Raw genomic sequence first — 22,594 nt, forward strand, 5'->3', positions numbered from 1 at the left:
CATTAAACAAAATAAATGCCACATATGTAAAATGATAACAGTTTTTCAGGTAAGATGCATCTTTTTCAAAAAACAAGAAAAACCGTTCGATTTTTACTCGAACGGTTTACTCATTAGATTGCTTTTCGTACGCTTGGATGATTCGACCTACTAGAGGGTGTCTAACCACATCGCTTTGTTCTAAATGAATAATGGAAATACCCTTTACGGCAGATAGAATGGATTCCGCCGTAATCAAACCTGATCTTACACCTTTAGGTAAGTCAATTTGTGTTTGATCACCGGTAATGACCATTTTAGAGCCGAATCCAAGTCGGGTTAAGAACATTTTCATCTGTGCCTGTGTTGTGTTTTGTGCTTCATCTAAAATAACAAAGGCATCATCTAAGGTTCTTCCCCTCATATAGGCTAGAGGAGCAATTTCTATCGTTCCTCGTTCGATCATACGCTGTGTATGCTCCGTTCCTAAGATATCATGAAGTGCATCATATAGTGGACGTAAATACGGGTCAACCTTTTCTTTTAAGTCCCCTGGTAAAAATCCAAGACTTTCTCCCGCTTCGACTGCTGGTCTTGTTAAGATAATTCGTTTTACATTTCCATTTTTCAAGGCATTCACTGCCATAACCACAGCTAAATACGTTTTTCCCGTACCGGCTGGACCAATGCCAAAAACGAGATCATGCTTCTTCATCGCCGTTAAATACTGCTGCTGACCGAGAGTTTTCACTCTTATTGACTTGCCTTTCGCATTTTTCGCAATTTCTTCTTCATATATGTCCTTAAAGTACTCTAATGTACCTTTCTTAGACATTTGGATGGCATACATACAATCTCGTCCGCTAATATTAATGCCTTTTCTAATAACATACAATAGATTGCTAATAATGCTTGTAACCATTTCAACATTTTCAGTTGAACCCGATACACTTACGGTTTCACCTCTGGTTACTATCGATACACCCAATTCCTGCTCAATCATTTTAATATTTGCATCAGAATTACCTAATAGAGCGATGGCTTCATTTGGATTTTCGAGATTTACACTAATTGTTTTTAGTTCTTCTGTCATTCCGAGTCTCCTTGAGTAATTGGTTGAGGTTCTGCAATATTTTCAATTACTTGAAAATGAACAATTAAGTTAACTTTACCATTCTTGACCAATTGGCGCAAAACTTTTTCCCCTTTTATTTTAGCATCTTCAGGTAGGAGACTTTTTATATCTTTTCTAGCCATTTCTCTTGCGACAGTATATGCTTGTTTTTCCGTATATACCCTTGTCTCATTTTCACTTTCACGAATCGTGGATTGTTGGTAAGAAATGGGCAAATTCCATTTTAGAAATTTAATTGGCTTCTTATTTTCCTCTGTAACCGATTGTTTGTACTCGACCTTCCCAAAACCCCAAACAGGAATATTGAACCCACCTATAGTTATTGTATGTTTTCTTACTTCATTTCCCGTGTATACTTGAAAGTTCGTTGACAAAGGAAGTTCCACTTCTGTCCAGTACCAAGTTTCACCTAAAACCTCTCCCCTTGCTGGAACGAGTTGCTCCTCTCCTTCCCTTCCAATCGTCCCTGACACTAAAACTTTTCCTGGAGAAACGACTTCATTAAGAGAAACCAGCGTTTTACCTTCTTCAACAAAATAGTCAACAACCGTTGCTTTCTTTTTTGCTACCAAATTTTGTGGGCCGTATTCCTTTTGTTTTTCAGGTTCATTTTTTTCGACTACTTGTAAGTGGTAGGTTGTCCCCTGTAACTCCACTCCGATCCATGTTAGTTCATCCATACTGTCTGTAATCGACTTTTGAATCGCATCTGGGGTACCTAAGGACCACTGAAATTTCCCCTTTTTTACTCCTATTTCATCAAGGGTTTTTCGGATTTTATATTCTGTTGCTGGGTCTGCTCCTTTAATTTCGATTCCCCATACCATGTTTGAAAGCAGGGTAATAACAATAAAAAAAAGAAAAGCACCGATAAAGAAACCAATATTTTTAATTGCTCTTTTCATCAGAAAAGGAAGGCCTGTCCGTCGCTGGAACTCAATTTTACAGCCTGAGTTCCTAACAACCTTCCTAATTTTATGGGCATCCTCCACTCTTATTTCAAAGCTCATGGCATTTACGCCATGACGCTTTACTCTCCAGATTGAAACCTGTTCTCTTGTTAGCGTGTTAATAAATCTTTCAAGGCCTTTTCCTGTCACCTTTACAGATACAATTCCCGTATAGTAGTAAATCCATTGGTTCTTCATATTCTGCCTCCTTACCTTTCAGACGAAATCAATTAAAACTCTTATTCTTCAAGATAAATAACGTGTTCAATTTTCCCTTCAAGTAGAATCTCCTCTGGAAGTATCGTCTTAATGACAAATGCCTTGCCCTTTATTAACAACTGCCCTTGCTTTAAAAGCAGTCTAAGCTCTTTCTCTGAGAAAGTGAGTAAGCCACGGTGGTTCTCAATATAGATGTGGATTTGACCAATCATAGTGATGCGGGGTAAATCCATCATGACATCTTGTGGAAGATCCATTGTTTGGGTCATCCAGTTTCTTACACGTTGCCCCCACCTTTTAGCCATAAAAAAAGAACCCCCTTTCATCTCATGTTTATGAAATGAATGGGGGTTCTAGCACTACTTTTTAAGCAATCCTGCCGTGTTTTAGTAGTGTGAATTCGTTCTTTTTCGATGATAACCCTGTTTTGCTTTAGGTGGGCCTAAAATTTCCGACCAAATAACAGCATCCCTTAATGTCTGGCTAGTCACACGGAGGTCATGATCTGTTTTAGCAGACGATTCCACTCTCGGCTTCTGATTTAATCTTCCCGTCGTTTGACGGTCCACCTTCTTGTTTGGAGTATACTGTTGTTCTCTATTCGTGTTTTTTACTTCTTGCACTCGATTGGTGCTCAAGCTTCGTGTTTCTACAGGCTCTTTCTTTTCCATTTGTGGACGTTCAAACTTTTGTTGAAGTTCTCCAAAATCAAAGTCGATGAAAGGTTTTGATTTCTCTGATGTTTGTCCAGGGAGAAAAGGCTTTGGCTGTTTACGCTTTTGACGGTCGTCTTCCCCCGTGCCCTTCATCTGTTTATAGAAGGAGGAAATAATCCCGATCAATACAACTAAGATAAAGGGATTTTCCAATAGAAATTGCAAAGATGGACACCTCCTTGCTTTACGTCAGTAATCGTATTATTTTTTATCCGTATTTCCGTCTGGTTTACCAATAGAATCTCTCATACTCGTGTCAGCCGCAATGTTTTGGATATTTAAATAATCCATCACACCAATTTTCCCTGAAGTTAACGCCTCTGACATGGCAAGTGGTACCTTTGCTTCCGCTTCTACTACTTTTGCTCTCATTTCTTCAACACGTGCTTTCATTTCCTGTTCCTGAGCTACTGCCATTGCTCTGCGTTCCTCTGCTTTTGCTTGAGCGATCTTTTTATCTGCTTCCGCTTGTTCCGTTTGTAATTCAGCACCAATATTCTTTCCGATATCAACATCCGCAATATCAATCGACAGAATTTCAAATGCCGTACCCGCATCTAAGCCTTTTGACAAGACGGTTTGTGAGATCATATCTGGATTTTCTAACACTTTTTTATGATTGTCAGAGGAACCAATTGTTGAAACAATCCCTTCCCCAACACGAGCTACAATCGTTTCTTCACCAGCACCACCGACTAAACGATCAATATTTGCACGCACGGTAATTCTCGCTTTTGCTTTTACCTCAATTCCATCCATTGCTACCCCTGCAATAAATGGAGTTTCAATTACCTTTGGATTTACACTCATCTGTACAGCCTCTAATACATCACGACCCGCTAAATCAATCGCTGCCGCACGTTCGAAAGATAATTCGATATTGGCACGGTGAGCAGCAATTAATGCATTAACCACTCTATCTACATTACCACCTGCTAAGTAATGGCTTTCTAGTTGATTGGTTGTAACATCCAAGCCTGCTTTATGTGCCTTAATTAAAGGGTTGATTACTCTACTTGGAATCACTCGACGTAATCTCATTCCAATCAGTGTGAAAATGCTTACCTTAACACCTGCAGCAAGTGCTGAAATCCAGAGCATAACTGGTACAAACGTGAGCAAAACAGATAATAAAACAATTCCTAATACAACTAAAACAATAACAAATATCGTTCCAGATCCTAAAATCATTCTTCTTCCTCCTTAGACAATGGTTCTGTTATCTCTCTAACAACTATTCTAGCTCCTTCAGATTTAACAATCTTTACTCTCTTATCTTTCCCAATAAAACTCCCCTCACTAACCACATCAATACGCTCATCATCTAAAACAATGGTACCTGCTGGACGTAATGCCGTGAGAGTCATTCCCTCTTTCCCTACGATCTCCGGTCGATTTTTATTTGAAACGTAACCGGCTTCGCTTTTTGTGGAGTCAGTTAGAATAATCCTTCTAAAGAATTTCATCTTTTTACCAAACACCTTTACCATTAAGATAGATGCTAATACGGAAATACTTAATGCAATGAGAATCGAGATTCCCATATGAACAACATTATCCGTGGCTAGAAACAAACTTGCTAAAATGGCCGCTAGACCAAAAACACCTGCAATTCCACCAGGTAAAAACAACTCCAACAATATGAGTCCAATTCCTATCACAAATAGGATTAATGTTTCAAAACCAGCTAATCCTGCCACTAAATGTCCGTAGAAGAATAGTAGCAACGATGAAAGTCCCATAAATCCTGGGATTCCAAACCCTGGTGAGTATAATTCAAGGATTAAGCCGAGACTACCAATCGATAGTAAAATCGGAACAACAACAGGATGAGTGATGAAACGTGCAATTTTTTCTGCAAAGCTCTCTTCTACATCTATGAGCTTAGCGCCAGAAAGATCAAGTACTGAAAGTAAATCCTCTAGGCTAGAAACCGTCCCTTCTGAATATCCCACTTCCTCTGCCTGATCTGCAGTCAATGTTAACAATTTTCCTGTTGGTGCCCCATACTCAGGCAAGTCTACTTCACGATCAGCCATCGCTAGTGCATAGATGGGATCCCGACCGCTTTGTTCCGCAGCAGCTTTCATGGCACTTAGCCAGTAGGATTGCGCCTTTTCATCAGCAGCATTTCCTGCTTGATCAATGACTGCAGCCGAACCAATGGTTCCACTTGGCACCATATAAATCTCATCCATATTAAGTGAAATATACGCTCCTGCTGATAACGCTTGATTGTCAATAAACGCAATGGTTTTTATATTCGTCGCTGACAGTAATTGGCCTATTTTCCCTGCCGCATCGACAGCGCCTCCTGGTGTATTGATTGTAAAAATGATTGCCTTTGCATTTTCTTCTTCAGCCTCTTTTACAGCTCTCGATAAGAAGGCGTAAAGACCTTTCTCAACTGTTTCTTCCAAAGGTACTACATATACAGCTTCGCCTTGAGCTCCTCCTTTAAGCGGAAGGATCGACAATATACCAACCATAAAAAAAGAAATGACCATGATCCATCGACAAAGCTTCACCCATTTCCCTCCTTCCTCACATGATGCATAGTATGTATACGGTTGATCCTGCAAAAAGGTTTCAAAACTTAGTTTCTTTATACAAAGTATATGTAAAAAGACTGCAGAATCCCTGCAGTCTTTAAAGCATGTTTATTATGAAAGGTGTTGTTGTACAAGTTTATTAACAAGTGATCCATCAGCCTTACCTTTTACTTTAGGCATTAGTACTGCCATCACTTTTCCCATCTCAGCCTTTGTAGAAGCACCTGTTTCTAATATCGCCGCTTTCACTATATCGGATAGTTCCTCTTCCGTTAGCTGTTTTGGCATATATTCCACTATATACGATAATTCAGTACGTAGTTTCTCAACTAGGTCATCACGACCTGCTTTTTCAAATTCATGGAGGGAATCCTTGCGTTGCTTTACTTCGCGAGAAAGGACAGTTAACTCTTCGTTCTCGGATAATTCCTGGCCAGTTTTAATAGCTTCATTTTGCAACGAAGCTTTGACCATCCGAATAACGGAAAGTTTATCTTTTTCTTTGTTTTTCATCGCTTGCTTCATATCATTATTTAAACGCTCGAGAAGACTCATTTACACACCCTCTCTTACCACTTACGTTTTCTAGCAGCTTCAGACTTTTTCTTACGCTTAACGCTAGGCTTTTCGTAGAATTCGCGCTTTCTAGCTTCTTGTATAGTACCTGACTTAGATACAGTACGTTTGAAGCGACGAAGAGCATCTTCAAGCGATTCGTTTTTACGAACAACGGTTTTAGACATTCTCTTTCCCTCCCTCCGAACACAACACACTTACAACAAACAACATGGAATTTCCATGTACTTTGCAATTATAATATAACAGTGAAACAAGGTCAACTGTAATTCGACTAGCTATCGTCCATTTATGAATAAAACTTTAAAATATCATATTTTCTTACGGATACTTAGCATGTCCCACATCCCTTTGCAATAAAGATGTAAAAGGAGGGAAAAGCATGGTAAGTGTTCTTTTATTTTGTATCTTTATTGTATTATTTATTTTTGGTATGACCATTTTGCGAACGGGTTTATTTAATTTATCCGCAGATTCACTTAAAAAATGGCTTGTAAAATTAACCGATCGCACATGGAAGGGACTTTTAGCATCCATTATCATTACGGGAGCTCTACAAAGCAGCTCAGCTGTCATGGTCATGACGATCGGGTTGATTTCTGCTGGGTTGCTAACGTTTCGCCAATCTATTGGGATTATACTTGGAACCAATATTGGCACAACCTTTACAACTGAATTTATCACATTCCAAATCGACTCTTTTCTCGTACCAATGGCTATTTTAGGAGCCTTACTTATTTTCATGAAAAATAAAAATGCAAATGCCTTTGGTTTAATACTACTGGGAATGGCAACGGTTTTTTCTGCAATGAGTGGCTTTAAATATCTAGCAAAACCCTTATCTAGTTTACCGATCATCCAACAATTGATTATTGATATGAATGAAAGCAACTTACTTAGTGTTGGTGTGGGGGCTATTATTACAGCTCTTATTCACTCAAGCTCTGCTACGACAGGTATTATTATGGGCTTCCTATCAAGTCAGTTACTTACGATTGGTGCTGGTATAGCCGTCATGCTTGGAGCTAATATAGGAACCTGTGTAACTGGGTATGTGGCTAGTATCGGCGGGGGAAAAGAGGCTCGTCTATGCGCGTATTCTCATATATGGTTAAATGTAATCGGCGTGATTGCCTTTTTCCCATTCATCGCTTATCTTGCAAGCATAGCAGGTAGCCTAGCTCAAGAGCCTGATGTACAACTTGCTCATATTAGCGTCCTGTTTAACGTTATTTCTTCTCTACTTGTCCTTCCATTCACCAGTCATTTCGCTACATTTGTTACAAAAATACATGGTAAAAAATAAAAACATGCCGGGTGGCATGTTTTTATTATTAATAGTCACTATTGGAAACTAATCCTTTTACAATAGCAATGCCTGAGCTAGCTCCAATACGAGTTGCACCAGCATCAATCATATTTTTTGCGTCTTCCGCGCTTCTTACTCCACCTGAAGCTTTCACTCCAATAGTAGGACCAACCGTCTTGCGCATTAATGCAATATCATCAACCGTTGCTCCACCCGTGGAGAATCCTGTAGATGTTTTGACAAAATCCGTACCTGCACTTACAGCTAGCTTACATGCACGCACTTTTTCCTCTTCCGTTAAAAGAGATGTTTCAATAATAACCTTTGTTAAAGCTTTACCTTTTGCAGCGTTAACAACCGCTTGAATATCTCTTTCTACCAATGAGTCATCTCCATTTTTTAGTGCACCGATATTGATAACCATATCTACCTCAGTCGCACCATTTTCAATGGCGTTCGTTGTTTCAAAGGCTTTTGTCTCAGGTGTATTGGCTCCCAAAGGAAAACCGATAACCGTACAAACATCCACACCCGTTCCCTTTAATAACTCACTAGCATAAGCTACCCATGTTGGGTTCACACATACTGAAGCAAACTGATATTCCTTTGCTTCAGCACATAATTGTTCAATTTGGTCTTTTGTTGCTTCAGCTTTTAACAAAGTGTGATCAATCATTTTAGCGATTTCTTTCATCATATTCACTCCAATTAAAAAATTATATCGCTGCTTGTTCTGCTGATCTAACAAACTCATCAAGCACACGGACAAATTGACCTTCATTGTAAGGGTAACCAGCTTTTGTGATTTTCACCTTTACAATTTGTCCAATCATTTCTTCTGTCCCTTTAAATATAACCTTTAAATAATTATCTGTATATCCCTCATACATGCCTTCACCACTTTTTGACCGTTCTTCAGGAATCACTTCGAGTACTTCCCCTTCAAATTGTGAAGCATACTCTTTCGCTAATTGATCAGATAATGAAATTAATCGATGCACACGCTCATTTTTAATATCTTCATCCACTTGGTCATCCATTCTAGCTGCAGGAGTACCCGTACGTTTAGAGTATGGGAATACATGGAGTTCTGAAAATTTATGGTCCTTGATAAAATGATAAGTTTCCATAAACTCTTCTTCTGTTTCACCAGGGAAACCAACGATTACGTCAGAAGTGACCGCAAGACCTGGTAAAGCTTCCTTCAATCGGTTTAAGCGCTCGCCAAAGAATTCCATGGTATACTTACGGCGCATTCTTTTTAAAACCGTGTTTGAACCAGATTGTAATGGAATATGAAGATGTCTAACTATTACATTTGAGTCATTCATTACTTGAATAACTTCATCCGTAATTTGACTCGCTTCAATGGAAGAGATTCTTAGTCTCTCAAGCCCAATCACTTCTTTTTCTATATCTTTTAATAACATAGCAAGATTATAATCCTTCATATCTTCACCGTATCCACCAGTATGAATACCAGTTAATACGATTTCCTTATAACCAGCATCAACCAGCTGCTGTGCTTGTCTGATCACTTCCTTTGGATCACGTGATCTCATTAATCCACGAGCCCAAGGAATGATACAAAACGTACAGAAATTATTGCAGCCTTCCTGAATCTTTAAAGACGCACGAGTACGGTCCGTAAAAGCAGGAACATCTAACTCCTCGTAAACACGATTTTTCATAATATTACCAACCGCATTAATTGGTTGTCTTTCTTCCTTAAAGCGTTCAATGTATTCAAGCATCTTCACACGGTCCTGTGTTCCAACAACAATATCTACACCAGGAATTGCCATAATTTCAGCCGGAGATGTTTGTGCATAACATCCTGTTACACATATAACTGCATCCGGGTTTTTTCGAATCGCACGTCTGATTACTTGGCGACTCTTTTTATCGCCTGTGTTTGTTACTGTACAAGTATTGATGACATAAACATCTGAAGTTGATTCATAGTCTACTCTCTCATATCCCTGTTCTTGAAATAGCTGCCAAATGGCTTCTGTTTCGTAATGATTTACCTTACAACCTAATGTATGAAATGCAACTGATGGCATATTGTTCACCTCAATAGTTCAAATTGATAAGAAATTACTGACAGCACATATAAGGGTGCTGTCTCTGTACGTAAGATTCTAGGACCAAGCCCACAGGATCGGAACCCTTCTTGGGTGAGCAACTCAACTTCTAATTCTGTTAGTCCACCTTCAGGACCGAACACAATTAAGACACTGTCATCATTCTTCATCTCTTGAAGAGTGCGAGCGAGAGTCGAGCGCTCCCCTTGCTTTGCTTCTTCCTCATAAGCAATTAATTTATACGTATAGTCTTTTGAAAGACTAATAAGCTTTGCTAAATTAAGAGGAGTTACAACAGTTGGCACGATCCGTCGGTGCGACTGCTCTGCTGCCTCCTTTGCGATCCTTTGCCAACGGTCTACTTTTTTATCAGCCTTTTTTTCATCCCATTTTACTACCGATCTAGCAGTTGTTACTGGGACGAAAGAATAGGCACCTAATTCAGTGCCTTTTTGTATGATCCACTCTAGCTTGTCACCTTTAGGAAGACCACTTGCAATCGTCACACGAACGGGAAGTTCAGAAGACACTCCCTCCCATTGTACAACGTCTGCAACGACTTGTTCATCGGTAATTTCTGCAATTTGGCAAATAGCCCCTTCTCCTTTGGAAGTCGTACAAATGATTTGATCGTTAATCTTTAATCTCATCACCTTCACAATGTGTCTGAAATCGTCACCCTTTATGACAAATCGTCCTTCCGTTGTCTGATCAACAAAATATCGTTGCACACGCTACACCTTCTTTATTCATGTATAAAGGGGGATATCCCCCTTCACATTATTGCCTCTTCGCAATCATTGCAATCCAATCTTCCATTTGAATCGTCTCTATTATTTCAAAACCCGAGCGCTCTATAGCAGCTCTAACTTCATCTTTTTTCTGTAGAATGATACCTGAAGAAATAAAATAGCCGTCTTTTTTAACAACTCTTGCTACATCATCAGTAAATCGAACAATTACTTCGGCTAAAATATTTGCAACTACCACATCCGCCTGTTGGTCCACACCATCAAGTAAATTGTTTTGAGCGACGGTTACTACTTCATGTGTTTTATTCAGCTTGCTATTAATCTTTGCTGATTTAACAGCCACTTCGTCTAAATCTAGAGCGAGGACTGAGCTTGCACCTAACATGGCTGATGCAATACTTAATACACCTGTTCCCGTTCCAACGTCAACAACACGGTTACCTTCTCTAACCGTTCTTTCTAACGCCTGTATACACATAACTGTCGTCGGATGCGTACCTGTACCGAATGCCATTCCTGGATCCAATTCAATAATTAATTCATCACTTGAAACCGGAGTATATTCTTCCCATGTTGGTACAATGGTAAATCGTTCAGAAATTTTCACTGGATGATAATACTTTTTCCATGCGGTTGCCCATTCTTCTTCATTCACTTCACTGACCGTTACGGTATTTCTTCCAATATCAATATTATGAATACTTAGGTTGTTAATGGATTCTTTTATTGCATCAACCGTTTCTCCCAAGAAGCTTGTAACCGGTAAATATGCTTTAACCATTACTCCTTCATCCGGATAATCTTTAGGATTGAGTTGGTAGATTTCACCGAATTGGTCTTCCCTTTCTTTCACAAGCTCTAATGGATCCTCAATAACCACTCCACTTGCGCCTGCCTCATGCAAAATATTTGAGATCGGTTCTATTGCCTCATTTGTTGTATGAATGCAAAGTTCTGACCATTTCATACTACCAACTCCTATTCCTTTTATTCGCCTTTAAATGCTCTCTTTACTTTTGAAAAAAAACCTTCTTCATGCTCCCCTTGAGGTACGCTTCCACTTACCTCTGCAAACTCATGAAGCAATTGCTTTTGCTTTTCAGTTAACTTTGTTGGTGTTAAGATTCGAATAATAATATGCTGATCACCTGTACCATAGCCTCTTACGTTTGGAACACCTTTTCCCTTCAATCGGAATTTGGTTCCTGTTTGTGTACCAGCTGGCACTTTCAGTTTTACTTTTCCGTGTAATGTTGGTACTTCCACTTCATCACCTAGTGCTGCTTGAACAAAATTAATCGGCATTTCACAATAGATATCGTCTCCATCACGTTCAAAGAACTCATGCGAACGGACATGGAATACAACATATAAATCTCCTGCCGGTCCACCATTCACTCCAGGTTCACCTTGTCCAGCAACACGAAGCTGTTGACCATCATCAATACCTGCAGGAATCTTCACATGAATCTTACGACGCTTTTTCACTTTCCCTGTTCCACCACATGTTGAACACTTGTCTTTAATCTGTTTTCCAGTTCCGCTACAGTAATGACAGACTCTTCGATTCACAATCCGACCAAATGGTGTGTTTTGCTCTACATTCAACTGACCAGTACCTTGACAGTGACTACAAGTATCTGGTTTCGTACCTGGTTTTGCTCCAGATCCGTGACATGTTTCACAATTTTCTTCTCTCGGTATTTCTAAATCGGTTTCCTTCCCGAAAACCGCTTCCTCGAAGCTAAGGGTCATTGTATATTGGAGGTCAGCTCCTTGTCTTGGTGCATTAGGATCTCTTCTTCTTGATCCTCCACCGCCAAAGAACGTGCTAAATATATCCTCAAAGCCGCCAAAACCACCGAAGTCTCCTCCACCAAAACCTTGGTTAGGATCCGTATGACCGAATTGATCATAGTGTGCTTTCTTTTGGTCGTCACTTAACACCTCATATGCTTCTTTTACTTCTTTGAACTTTTCATCCGCATCTGGTTCCTTGTTAATATCCGGATGATACTTTTTTGATAGCTTTCGGTACGCTTTTTTTATCTCATCTTTTGAAGCACTTTTACTGATTCCAAGTACCTCATAGTAGTCCCTTTTACTCATGATTGCCCACTCCCCGAATCATTTCACATAAAGGTTATTTTAACATTACCATTCAACCCAAAGCAATGAAAAAGCCAAAGTCGCTTGGATTTGACTTTGACTTTTTCTAAGCTAGTTAGCCTAAACTTATTTATCGTCTTTTACTTCCTCAAATTCTGCATCAACGACATTGTCATCCTTGCTAGTTTCGCCTGGTTGACCTCCAGCTGCTTGAGCTTGCTTAGCTGCTTCTTCATATAGCTTAACTGTTAAGTTTTGAACGATTTCTTGAAGAGCATCCTTTTTCGCACGAATTTCTTCTAATTCGTTTTTCTCAATCGCAGCCTTTAGGGCATCCTTCGCTTCATTTGCTGAAGCTACTTCAGACGCGTCTACTTTTCCTTCAAGGTCTTTCAGAGTTTTTTCAGTTGTAAATACAAGCTGATCCGCTTCATTGCGAAGTTCTACTTCTTCTTTACGCTTTTTATCAGCTTCTGCATTTTCTTCTGCTTCTCTAACCATCTTTTGAATTTCTTCATCAGATAGACCAGTTGAAGACTTAATCGTAATTGTTTGTTCCTTGTTTGTTCCTAGATCCTTCGCACGAACGTTTACGATACCATTTTTATCAATATCAAATGATACTTCAATTTGTGGAATACCACGTGGTGCTGGTGGAATGTCCGTTAATTGGAAACGACCAAGTGTTTTGTTATCAGCCGCCATTGGACGCTCACCTTGAAGAACATGGATATCAACAGCTGTTTGGCTATCTGCCGCAGTTGAGAATACTTGTGACTTTGAAGTTGGAATCGTCGTATTGCGATCAATTAACTTCGTAAATACGCCACCCATTGTTTCAATACCAAGTGATAATGGAGTTACGTCAAGAAGAACAACATCTTTTACGTCACCAGAGATAACTCCACCTTGAATAGCAGCGCCCATTGCAACTACTTCATCTGGATTTACGCCTTTATGTGGCTCTTTTCCTGTTTCACGCTTAATTGCTTCTTGTACTGCAGGAATACGAGTTGAACCACCAACTAGTATAACTTTATCAAGTTCAGCAGGTGTTAAACCAGCATCTCTTAAAGCTTGACGAGTCGGACCCATTGTTCTTTCTACAAGGCTTGCAGATAATTCTTCAAATTTCGCTCTAGATAGTGTCACTTCCAAATGAAGTGGACCAGCTTCCCCAGCCGTGATAAACGGAAGAGAAATTTGAGTTGTCGTAACACCAGAAAGGTCTTTCTTCGCCTTTTCTGCCGCATCCTTTAAGCGTTGAAGCGCCATTTTATCTTTAGAAAGATCAATGCCATTTTCCTTTTTGAATTGCTCAACTAGATAATCGATAATCACTTGGTCAAAGTCATCTCCACCAAGACGATTATCACCTGCTGTTGATTTTACTTCAAATACACCATCGCCTAATTCCAAAATAGACACGTCAAATGTTCCGCCCCCAAGGTCGTAAACAAGAATCGTTTGATCGTCGTCCATTTTGTCTAAACCATAAGCAAGTGCTGCTGCAGTTGGCTCGTTGATGATACGTTCTACCTCTAGACCTGCAATTTTCCCAGCATCTTTTGTTGCTTGACGCTCTGCATCGTTAAAATAAGCTGGAACGGTAATTACAGCCTTTGAAACAGGCTCTCCAAGATAGTCTTCTGCGTACGCTTTAAGATGTTGAAGAATGATCGCAGATACTTCTTGTGGTGTATAATCCTTTCCTTCAATCGTTTCTTTATGGCTAGTACCCATATGACGCTTGATGGACATGATTGTATTTGGATTTGTAATTGCTTGACGCTTTGCTACTTCACCAACTTGACGCTCACCATTTTTGAAAGCAACAACAGATGGTGTTGTGCGGTTTCCTTCTGCATTAGGAATGACCTTAGGCTCTCCACCTTCAAGTACAGACACACATGAGTTTGTTGTCCCTAAGTCAATACCAATGATTTTACTCATAAAAATAACCTCCCAAAATTCTATTATGTAGGGATTACTGGTTCACCTTAACCATAGATGGTCGGATGACTTTATCCTTTAACTTGTACCCCTTTTGAAATTCCTCTACAACCACATTTGATTCAAAGTTAGGATCCTCTACTTGCATAACAGCTTGATGCATATGCGGATCAAATGAATGACCAACAGCTTCAATTGCCTCAAGGCCCTCACCTTTTAACGCTTCAGACAGACTGCGGTAAACCATGTCCATCCCTTGTAACAACGATTTTGTTTGTTCATTATCAGGTTCAACCTGAAGAGCTCTTTCAAAATTATCTAGAGCTGGCAATAAATTTGTAATTAAGCTTTGAGCTCTATATTTTTGCGCCGCTTCAAGGTCAATTCTGGCCCGACGACGAGAGTTATCAAAATCAGCCTGCAAGCGCAAGTAACGATTTTCAGCGTCTTGAAGTTTTGTTTCTAGTTCTTGTATACGAGTGTCCTCAGAATTAGTTTCAACATTTTCCTCAGTTACCACTTCTGCTTCAGCAAAAACTTCTTCAATACCTTCTGAGCTTGCTTCTGTTTCAGTAGAAGATTGTAATTCTTCATTTAATGTACTTTTCTCTTCTGCCAAATTACTCACCTCCCTTAAATTGTTCCTTCCTCATTTATAAGTAGTGGCCGATGTTAAGGTAGTAATTCCCTTAACATAATCACCACCGTTATTTATTTTGATACAGCTTTGTTAGTACAGAAGTTAAATCATGGCTAATCGTTTGTAACAAGCTGATGACTCGAGAGTATTCCATTCTAGTAGGGCCTAAAATAGCAATTGTCCCAAGTTGTTCCTCACCTACAGAATATGTAGCCGTAATTAAGCTACAATTCTCCATTGCTGAATTGTTGTTTTCTTTTCCAATTTTCACATGAATCCCAGTCGGATTTTTCCGAATCAAATCGTACATGCTTTTCTCATGCTCAATCATGTTTAAAAGGCTTTTTACTTTTTCGATATCATGGAATTCCGGTTGACTAAGAATATTGGTTCTTCCACCAAAAAACACCTTTTCATTTGATGGAATCTTCAACGTATCAGCGAATGCATGAAGCATGGAATCATAATTTCGGATATGCTGTCTGAGTAAAGTGGCTACCTCTTTGTAGATCTTCTCATTTAAATCTTCAAGTGGCACACCCGTTAGACGTTCATTAAGGATATTGACCATTTTCTCAATATCACTTGCATCTAACCCCTCAGGAAGATGAAACATTCGATTGTCTACATGTCCTTTATCAGTCACAATGATCGCGATAGCTGTTTCCTTATTAAGTGGAACAATTTGAATCTTTTTAAGTTTATTTTCTCTAACGGCAGGTCCAAGAACGATAGAAGTATAATTTGTCAGATCAGATAAAATCTTCGCAGATTTTTGTACGATTTTTTCAAGTTCATAAAGCCTTTCAGCAAAAATCGATTTGACCGAATGCATATCATGCTGATCAAGCTTCTGTGGAGCAAGAAGATGATCTACATAAAAACGATAGCCCTTCTCGGACGGAATTCTACCAGAAGATGTATGTGTCTTCTCAAGAAAGCCTAGCTCCTCTAAATCAGCCATATCATTACGAATCGTAGCAGAGCTATAACTAATATCCTCTTTTTTCGACAAACTTCTAGATCCAATCGGCTGAGCAGAACGAATGAAATCATCAACAATCACCTGAAAAATTAACAACTGACGATCTGTTAACATGTTTCATCACCTCTGTTAGCACTCTCTTCTAACGAGTGCTAAATCTAATAATAAATTATCAAATGTTAGGGCTATATGTCAACATTTAGATAACGCCAATAAATGATTGAAACACTTCATTTCCTAAAAACCGCCCTTTTTTTGTTAATGCAATTTTACCCTCTTGAAATGAGATTAAATCGCGACTTTGTAAAGAATCTATCTCGTTCTTAAATAAGGAGAGCGGATCAACCCCAAATTTTTGAATGAAGTGGTCCACGCTGATTCCCTCCATTTTCCTTAAACCGAGAAACATTTCTTCCTCCCACTTTTCATTGTTCTCCACTTTGTGAATATTATGAGAGGGTAAAGTGCCATTCCAAATGGGATCCATATATTTTTTTAAAGGACCATGGTTTGCGATCCTCTCTCCAGCAACATAACTATGAGAACCAGCTCCAAACCCATAGTATTCCTCGTTATTCCAATATGTTAAATTATGCTTGCTCTCGTGGCCTGGAAGAGCAAAGTTGGAAATCTCGTATTGTTGAAATCCGGCTAACTGCATTTGCTCCATTAGCAACGAATACATTTCTGCTTCAGCATCTTCTCCTGGAACAGGCAGCTTTCCCTTTCTCATTTGGTTATAAAACACCGTTTTGGGTTCAATAATGAGAGAGTAGCCAGAGTAGTGTTGAATATCAAGGGAGAGAGCCGTTTGTAATGTTTCTTTAAAGCTATCTAGCGTTTGATTCGGCAAGCTATAGATTAAATCTACACTAATATTTTCGAACCCAACTTTTTTTGCTTTTTCAATAGAGGTGAACACATCTTCCGCTCGATGTGTTCTTCCAATCTCCTTTAGCAACTGATTATCAAAGGTTTGCACACCAAAGCTTAATCGATTGACTCCACCCTCGAATAACACACGAAACTTTTCATCGGACAAGTCACCTGGATTGGCTTCAAATGTAAACTCTGCATTCTGTTCTAATGGAAGATATTTTTTAATGGAAAACAATAATCGTTGTAATTGTTTTTCAGTTAATGAAGTTGGAGTTCCACCGCCTACAAATACGGAATGAAGAGGCTCTGCAGGATGCTTTTCTAGCGTTAATCTAATTTCCTCTTCAAGCGCGTCTAGGTATTCATCAACAGGCTGGCCTTTTAAGAAAACCTTATTAAAATCACAATAGTGACAAATATGCTCACAGAACGGAATATGAATATATGCTGCTTTTACCATTTTCACACAACCTTAAAATATAACTTTTTTGCAATCAAAAAAGGTTAGATTACTTGATTTATCAAGCTTATCTAACCTTTCTTTTAAAATCAAATCATCTACTTCTTTGAATTTGTATCGTCCATTTTCAACACAGCCATGAATGCCTCTTGAGGTACCTCTACAGAACCTACCTGCTTCATACGCTTTTTACCTTCTTTTTGCTTTTCGAGTAGCTTACGCTTACGCGAGATATCTCCACCATAACATTTTGCTAATACGTTTTTTCGCATTGCTTTAATGGTAGAACGTGCCACAATTTTCTGCCCAACTGCTGCTTGAATAGGAACCTCAAACTGTTGTCTTGGAATTAATTCTTTCAGCTTTTCAACTATGATCTTTCCACGTTCGTATGCGAAGTCTTTATGAACAATAAAACTTAACGCATCAACCTTTTCAGCATTAAGAAGAATATCCATCTTCACAAGTTTTGACTCCTTGTATCCAATTAACTCGTAATCAAACGAAGCATAACCCTTTGTACTTGACTTTAATTGATCAAAGAAGTCATAAACGATTTCTGATAGAGGGATCTCATACACAATGTTTACACGAGTCTCATCCATGTATTGCATATCGATAAAGATTCCTCGTTTTTCCTGACATAGTTCCATAATTGCACCAACATAGTCATTAGGAGCCATCATTGTAGCTTTTACATATGGCTCTTCAACACGGGCAATTTTTTGTGGATCAGGCATGTTTGAAGGATTATCGACTTTAATTTCCGTACCATCCGTCATAATCACGTGATAAATAACGCTTGGTGCCGTTGTAATCAAGTCAATTTTGAACTCTCTTTCAATACGCTCTTGGATAATCTCCATATGAAGTAATCCTAGGAATCCACAACGGAATCCAAAGCCGAGCGCCTGAGAGGTTTCTGGCTCAAATTGAAGTGCAGAATCATTAAGTTCTAACTTTTCTAATGCTTCTCGTAGATCATTAAACTTTGCACTATCAATTGGATACAAACCGCAATATACCATTGGATTTAAACGGCGGTAACCTGGAAGTGCTTCTGTTGCTCCATTTTTCACACTAGTAATCGTATCCCCCACTCGTGTGTCTCCAACATTTTTAATAGCAGCAGTTAAGAATCCAACATCACCAACAGTAAGTTCTGAACAAGGAGTCGATTTTGGTGTAAATACTCCCACTTCCGTTACTTCGAATTCCTTTCCGGTTGCCATCATTCGAATTTTGTCTCCCACTTTTACCGTGCCATCAACGACACGAATATAAGCTACAACTCCACGATAAGCATCATAGAGCGAGTCAAAAATGAGCGCTTTTAACGGTGCATCTGGATCGCCAGTTGGGGCTGGCACTTTTTCTACTACTTGCTCTAGTATGTCTTCGATTCCAATACCGGCTTTCGCACTTGCTAAAACCGCCTCAGATGCATCTAGTCCAATTACTTCTTCAATCTCGTTACGTACTCGTTCTGGATCTGCACTAGGTAAGTCAATTTTGTTGATTACAGGCACAATTTCAAGGTCATTATCAATTGCTAAATAAACATTTGCTAATGTTTGAGCTTCAATTCCCTGTGCCGCATCCACCACAAGTACAGCTCCTTCACAAGCCGCTAAGCTTCGGGATACCTCATAAGTGAAGTCGACGTGCCCAGGTGTATCGATTAAATGGAAAGTGTAAACCTCTCCATCCTTTGCTTGATATTTTAATTGCACAGAGTTTAATTTGATTGTAATTCCACGTTCTCTTTCAAGGTCCATTGAATCTAGTAGCTGGTCCTTCATTTCTCTAGCTGTTAGCGCATTCGTTTTTTCAAGGATACGGTCAGCTAATGTGGATTTTCCATGGTCAATATGTGCAATAATAGAAAAATTCCTGATTTTTTCTTGTCTATTTAGTCTGTCTTGTCTGTTCATTCGGTTCACTCCTACTATACTTCGCACGTATACACTATTTTTGATTATAGCAGTAGGTAAAATAAGATTCAATATAAAGAAAAAACAGCAATCCTGAGATTGCCGCATTTCTAGCTATTTCTAATCAGATCAATTGTAATATCTACTATACCCGTTACTATGTCTGCTAGTGTTTTACCTAAGTCTGAGAAGAAGTTATAGGCTTCCATTTCTTCTAGCTGCTCTCTTTTTTTATTAATATCGTGACTATCTACATTATTTCCTAATACCGATACTTGGACATTTTCTTCTTGTTCGTTAATAGTGAATGCACCTTTAAAATTAGGATCCTCAAATCCCTTCATGTTTACGATCCCGTTGTTTGCAATTTGCATTCCAAATAATACTGATACAAACATGAGAGACATTAACAATATGCTTTTAAACATAAACATTTTCATAACTATCACCTAAATTAACATTATTGCTCCTCAGAAGGAACGGTTACTGGGTAATTCACCTTTTCTGCATCCCAGAAAATTTCGCTAAATACATCTGCAAATGCATCTGCAGAAAGATTAAGCTCGTCAAAGTTGTTATCCACTCCACCAAACTCTACTAATAGAGCATTTCCGGAAAGGTCCTGATTGAAACGGCCATTTGTACTAGCTCCACTCTTTTGGATAATTCCTCTGCTTAAACCAGGATATTTCTCCTCGAGTTTCTTGTGGATTTCCGTCGCTAACTTTAAATTCTTTTCGTAATTTGGATGTTCTGCTCCAATTACAAAAGCTAGTTTCGCGTATGATTTACCATTGATTACTTTCGTTGTATCTTCTTTTCTTCTTGAATCACGATGAATATCTATCAAATACGATAAGTTAGAATTACCAGCCATTGCTTCTTGTACAAGAGCCCTAGAAGCGTCATAGGATCGGCCATACGTCCAACCATTGGAATTTAAACGATTCGTAATATCGGTTTTATCCACTATTGTGCCAACCCCATAACCTTCCAACCTCTCTTGCAGGCGATCACCTATTTTCGTTACATTTATTTCTGAGTGTTGCGCACTATTTGGATCCGTCACTCCTTTTAAATAAGGGAGGTAAGATTCTCTTGTATGAGAGAAATAAATGTAAGCAACCTTTTTATCACCTGTTGTTAAAGGAGGAGTTACTTTATTTGGTTCTTCTTTTGTAATATCGTCCGTGTTTTGCAAACTCGCCTCATTTTCTGTGTTCAACGCTTCCTCTGGTGGAGCTGATTCAATCGGCATATTGGTATAATTGGTTCCTTCACCAGCAACAAGAATTTTCCCATCAAATAAGGAGAACCCCGGAAGTTCTCTGCCTAATAAGCTCCGTGGATCATCAAGATTCACATTTGTGGAGGCTTTAAACAATACACTCGACATACTCGGAACTTCATCTCTTTCTACTAATCCGCTCATAAAATAATGGTTTTCTCTAGCCATCAACTGAAAGAGTACATTTCCGCTCACATTCATTGTCGCTTTGTTCACACTCGATGATCTAAGCTGATATTGTGGGTTTAAAGAAGTTAATAGTCCGCTCACAGAAAAGAGTAGGAAAATCAACAACAAACACGATAAAATGAGTTTTAAAATGCTTGTCCCTTGAATAGTTACAACATAGGGCGTTTTTTGTAGTTTCATTATTCCACCTCTTAGCCTAGTCTAGTAAATGATATGTACTTACTAGAGAAGGTAGAACAATAAATTTGGACGAACTCTATCTTGTATAGAAACCTGCATTATCTTGATTTACGGCATCATGCAAAGCAGCATTTAATCCATTTGCAATTAAATTGGACATATCTTCAATAAATACATCCACTTCCTTTGGCGTTACCATTAAGTTATGTCCAAGCGGGGATAATACTTCATGAATCAATCTTCTTTTTTCTTCATCTTCTAAAGTGCCTATCATTCCAAGAAATGTATTTCGGTGATGTTCTTCAGGCATATCTTCGTCAGTCAATTTCTTCTTCTCACCAAACGTCATTCCCGCTGGCGCTAATGCCCTAGAAGGTCGATTTCCTTCTTTTAACTCCCGTCCAAAATGCTTTAAAATAAAATCAATCGTATCACTTGTAATGGAAACCGCATCAACCACCGTTGGCACGCCCACTGCGATAACAGGTATTCCTAATGTTTCTTCACTAAGCTCCTTACGCTTATTTCCTACCCCAGATCCTGGATGTATTCCTGTATTTGATATCTGAACCGTTGAATTTACCCTCTCAATCGATCGCGAAGCTAACGCATCAATAGCGATAACAAAGTCAGGTTTTGTTTTCTCAACCACTCCCATAATAATGTCACTTGTTTCTATACCTGTTAAGCCCATCACACCAGGAGCTAACGCACTTACTGGACGATAGCCTTCGTCTACACTCTCAGGACTTAATTGATATAAATGTCTCGTAACTAATAGATTTTCACACACCTGTGGACCAAGAGCATCAGGAGTAACATTCCAATTCCCTAGTCCAACTACAAGGCAGGAGGCATCTTTATTTATTCCTAATCCTCTTAAAAAATGGGAGAATTCTCTCGCAAACGTTTCTTCAACCTTTTTTTGTAAATCTGTGTCCTGTTGTCTAATTCCTTGAACTTCGATGGTTAAATACTTTCCTGCTTTTTTATTTAGCTCTTTCTCTCCTTCCTTAGACACTTCTACTAGCGATAGCTTAATTCCGTTCTCTTCTTTTTCTTTAATAACCACACCATTTATATTTGAGAGATCTTGTGCATCTGTTACATTCCCCCCCCTGCTAGCAATCACCATCTCCCTTGCCTCTACTGCCAAATCGGTACGGATGGAATATCTACTTAAATCTATTGATTCTTTCATCATAAGCCCCTCTCTTTCGTCAAATTAGATAATAAACTAGCAACTATTATTTCCTTTTCTATATGAAACCATTCAAATCATTGGATATCGGCTGATATATTTCCATTGAAAAGTATTGCAATAGTATGCACCGAATGATAAAATGTGTTTTGTTCTTAATTTACGTAAATTAATGAATGGTGATAGTCGAGGATATAATCTCGATGCTTTGTAGGAGGTGAAAAGAATGCCAAATATTAAATCTGCAATCAAGCGCGTGAAAACAAGCGAAGAGCGTAATGCACGTAACACGATGGTGAAATCTGCAACACGTACGGCTGTTAAGAAAGTAGAATCAGCTATCGTAAACGGTGACGCTACTACTGCACAAGAGAGCTATGCTCTTGCTGCAAGTAAACTTGACAAAGCTGCAGCAAAGGGTCTTATCCACAAAAATGCTGCTGCTCGCAAAAAGTCTCGTTTAATGAAGAAATTAAACTCATTAAACTCTTAATTTTTGCT

At 38.9% G+C, this 22,594-nt stretch carries 23 protein-coding genes; 2 read left to right on the forward strand and 21 right to left on the reverse strand.

Annotation, left to right across the window (positions count from 1 at the left end; translation table 11 throughout):
- Positions 1-106: 106 nt before the first annotated feature.
- The 8 genes from ACGLXV_RS21430 to rpsU form a co-directional block, all read right to left on the reverse strand.
- Positions 107-1,072 (reverse strand): PhoH family protein, encoded by a 966-nt coding sequence (locus tag ACGLXV_RS21430; protein ID WP_119709174.1) that lies wholly within the window; start codon positions 1,070-1,072, stop codon positions 107-109.
- Complete coding sequence (yqfD, locus tag ACGLXV_RS21435) at positions 1,069-2,262, reverse strand: sporulation protein YqfD (protein ID WP_119709175.1); 1,194 nt, start codon at positions 2,260-2,262, stop codon at positions 1,069-1,071. The genes ACGLXV_RS21430 and yqfD overlap by 4 nt, the downstream gene beginning before the upstream one ends.
- Positions 2,263-2,303: 41 nt before the next feature.
- Complete coding sequence (yqfC, locus tag ACGLXV_RS21440; protein ID WP_119709176.1) at positions 2,304-2,588, reverse strand: sporulation protein YqfC; 285 nt, start codon at positions 2,586-2,588, stop codon at positions 2,304-2,306.
- A gap of 81 nt (positions 2,589-2,669) precedes the next feature.
- The gene (locus ACGLXV_RS21445) at positions 2,670-3,164 is read right to left on the reverse strand and encodes a hypothetical protein (RefSeq protein WP_391560224.1); all 495 of its coding nucleotides are present in this window, start codon (positions 3,162-3,164) and stop codon (positions 2,670-2,672) included.
- A 36-nt stretch (positions 3,165-3,200) separates the two neighbouring features.
- Complete coding sequence (gene floA / locus ACGLXV_RS21450; RefSeq protein WP_162927789.1) at positions 3,201-4,190, reverse strand: flotillin-like protein FloA; 990 nt, start codon at positions 4,188-4,190, stop codon at positions 3,201-3,203.
- Positions 4,187-5,506, reverse strand: coding sequence for an NfeD family protein (locus tag ACGLXV_RS21455; RefSeq protein WP_119710675.1), 1,320 nt, complete (start codon positions 5,504-5,506; stop codon positions 4,187-4,189). Before ACGLXV_RS21455 ends, floA begins: the two co-directional genes overlap by 4 nt.
- Before the next feature lie 156 nt (positions 5,507-5,662).
- Entirely contained in the window at positions 5,663-6,106 is a 444-nt protein-coding gene (locus ACGLXV_RS21460) for a GatB/YqeY domain-containing protein (RefSeq protein WP_119709178.1), read from the reverse strand.
- A gap of 14 nt (positions 6,107-6,120) precedes the next feature.
- Positions 6,121-6,294: a 30S ribosomal protein S21 gene (gene rpsU, locus ACGLXV_RS21465; RefSeq protein ID WP_019154564.1), complete on the reverse strand. Its 174-nt coding sequence runs from the start codon at positions 6,292-6,294 to the stop codon at positions 6,121-6,123.
- A gap of 215 nt (positions 6,295-6,509) precedes the next feature.
- Between rpsU and ACGLXV_RS21470 the strand changes: the two genes are divergently transcribed.
- On the forward strand, positions 6,510-7,433 hold the full coding sequence (locus tag ACGLXV_RS21470; protein WP_119709179.1) for a Na/Pi symporter: 924 nt from the start codon (positions 6,510-6,512) through the stop codon (positions 7,431-7,433).
- A 28-nt stretch (positions 7,434-7,461) separates the two neighbouring features.
- Here ACGLXV_RS21470 and deoC read toward each other — a convergent pair whose 3' ends face one another.
- The 13 genes from deoC to gpr all read right to left on the reverse strand — a co-directional run bounded on the left by deoC (position 7,462) and on the right by gpr (position 22,093).
- Positions 7,462-8,133 carry a deoxyribose-phosphate aldolase gene (deoC, locus tag ACGLXV_RS21475; RefSeq protein WP_119709180.1) on the reverse strand — a complete coding sequence of 224 codons (672 nt, stop codon included), beginning with the start codon at positions 8,131-8,133 and terminating at the stop codon, positions 7,462-7,464.
- Positions 8,134-8,152: 19 nt separating this feature from the next.
- A complete protein-coding gene (gene mtaB / locus ACGLXV_RS21480; protein ID WP_119709181.1) occupies positions 8,153-9,502 on the reverse strand; it encodes a tRNA (N(6)-L-threonylcarbamoyladenosine(37)-C(2))-methylthiotransferase MtaB in 1,350 nt (449 codons plus the stop codon).
- Positions 9,503-9,507: 5 nt separating this feature from the next.
- A complete protein-coding gene (locus ACGLXV_RS21485; protein ID WP_391560225.1) occupies positions 9,508-10,254 on the reverse strand; it encodes a 16S rRNA (uracil(1498)-N(3))-methyltransferase in 747 nt (248 codons plus the stop codon).
- Between the two features lie 49 nt (positions 10,255-10,303).
- Entirely contained in the window at positions 10,304-11,242 is a 939-nt protein-coding gene (prmA, locus tag ACGLXV_RS21490) for a 50S ribosomal protein L11 methyltransferase (protein WP_119709183.1), read from the reverse strand.
- Positions 11,243-11,262: 20 nt separating this feature from the next.
- A complete protein-coding gene (gene dnaJ, locus ACGLXV_RS21495) occupies positions 11,263-12,384 on the reverse strand; it encodes a molecular chaperone DnaJ (RefSeq protein WP_391560226.1) in 1,122 nt (373 codons plus the stop codon).
- A 126-nt stretch (positions 12,385-12,510) separates the two neighbouring features.
- On the reverse strand, positions 12,511-14,337 hold the full coding sequence (gene dnaK, locus ACGLXV_RS21500) for a molecular chaperone DnaK (RefSeq protein ID WP_119709185.1): 1,827 nt from the start codon (positions 14,335-14,337) through the stop codon (positions 12,511-12,513).
- 34 nt (positions 14,338-14,371) lie between these two features.
- Positions 14,372-14,956 (reverse strand): nucleotide exchange factor GrpE, encoded by a 585-nt coding sequence (gene grpE, locus ACGLXV_RS21505; RefSeq protein ID WP_119709186.1) that lies wholly within the window; start codon positions 14,954-14,956, stop codon positions 14,372-14,374.
- An 88-nt stretch (positions 14,957-15,044) separates the two neighbouring features.
- Positions 15,045-16,076: a heat-inducible transcriptional repressor HrcA gene (hrcA, locus tag ACGLXV_RS21510; protein ID WP_119709187.1), complete on the reverse strand. Its 1,032-nt coding sequence runs from the start codon at positions 16,074-16,076 to the stop codon at positions 15,045-15,047.
- 85 nt (positions 16,077-16,161) lie between these two features.
- Positions 16,162-17,301 (reverse strand): radical SAM family heme chaperone HemW, encoded by a 1,140-nt coding sequence (gene hemW / locus ACGLXV_RS21515; protein ID WP_391560227.1) that lies wholly within the window; start codon positions 17,299-17,301, stop codon positions 16,162-16,164.
- Between the two features lie 98 nt (positions 17,302-17,399).
- Positions 17,400-19,235, reverse strand: coding sequence for a translation elongation factor 4 (gene lepA, locus ACGLXV_RS21520; RefSeq protein WP_391560228.1), 1,836 nt, complete (start codon positions 19,233-19,235; stop codon positions 17,400-17,402).
- Positions 19,236-19,345: 110 nt separating this feature from the next.
- Complete coding sequence (locus tag ACGLXV_RS21525) at positions 19,346-19,675, reverse strand: YqxA family protein (RefSeq protein WP_391560229.1); 330 nt, start codon at positions 19,673-19,675, stop codon at positions 19,346-19,348.
- Between the two features lie 20 nt (positions 19,676-19,695).
- On the reverse strand, positions 19,696-20,892 hold the full coding sequence (spoIIP, locus tag ACGLXV_RS21530; protein WP_391560230.1) for a stage II sporulation protein P: 1,197 nt from the start codon (positions 20,890-20,892) through the stop codon (positions 19,696-19,698).
- A 76-nt stretch (positions 20,893-20,968) separates the two neighbouring features.
- Positions 20,969-22,093 carry a GPR endopeptidase gene (gene gpr, locus ACGLXV_RS21535; RefSeq protein ID WP_391560275.1) on the reverse strand — a complete coding sequence of 375 codons (1,125 nt, stop codon included), beginning with the start codon at positions 22,091-22,093 and terminating at the stop codon, positions 20,969-20,971.
- A gap of 226 nt (positions 22,094-22,319) precedes the next feature.
- Between gpr and rpsT the strand changes: the two genes are divergently transcribed.
- Positions 22,320-22,586 carry a 30S ribosomal protein S20 gene (gene rpsT / locus ACGLXV_RS21540; RefSeq protein ID WP_119709192.1) on the forward strand — a complete coding sequence of 89 codons (267 nt, stop codon included), beginning with the start codon at positions 22,320-22,322 and terminating at the stop codon, positions 22,584-22,586.
- Positions 22,587-22,594: the final 8 nt, after the last annotated feature.

Source organism: Robertmurraya sp., assembly GCF_036676585.1.
Classification (GTDB): Bacteria; Bacillota; Bacilli; order Bacillales; family Cytobacillaceae; genus Robertmurraya_A.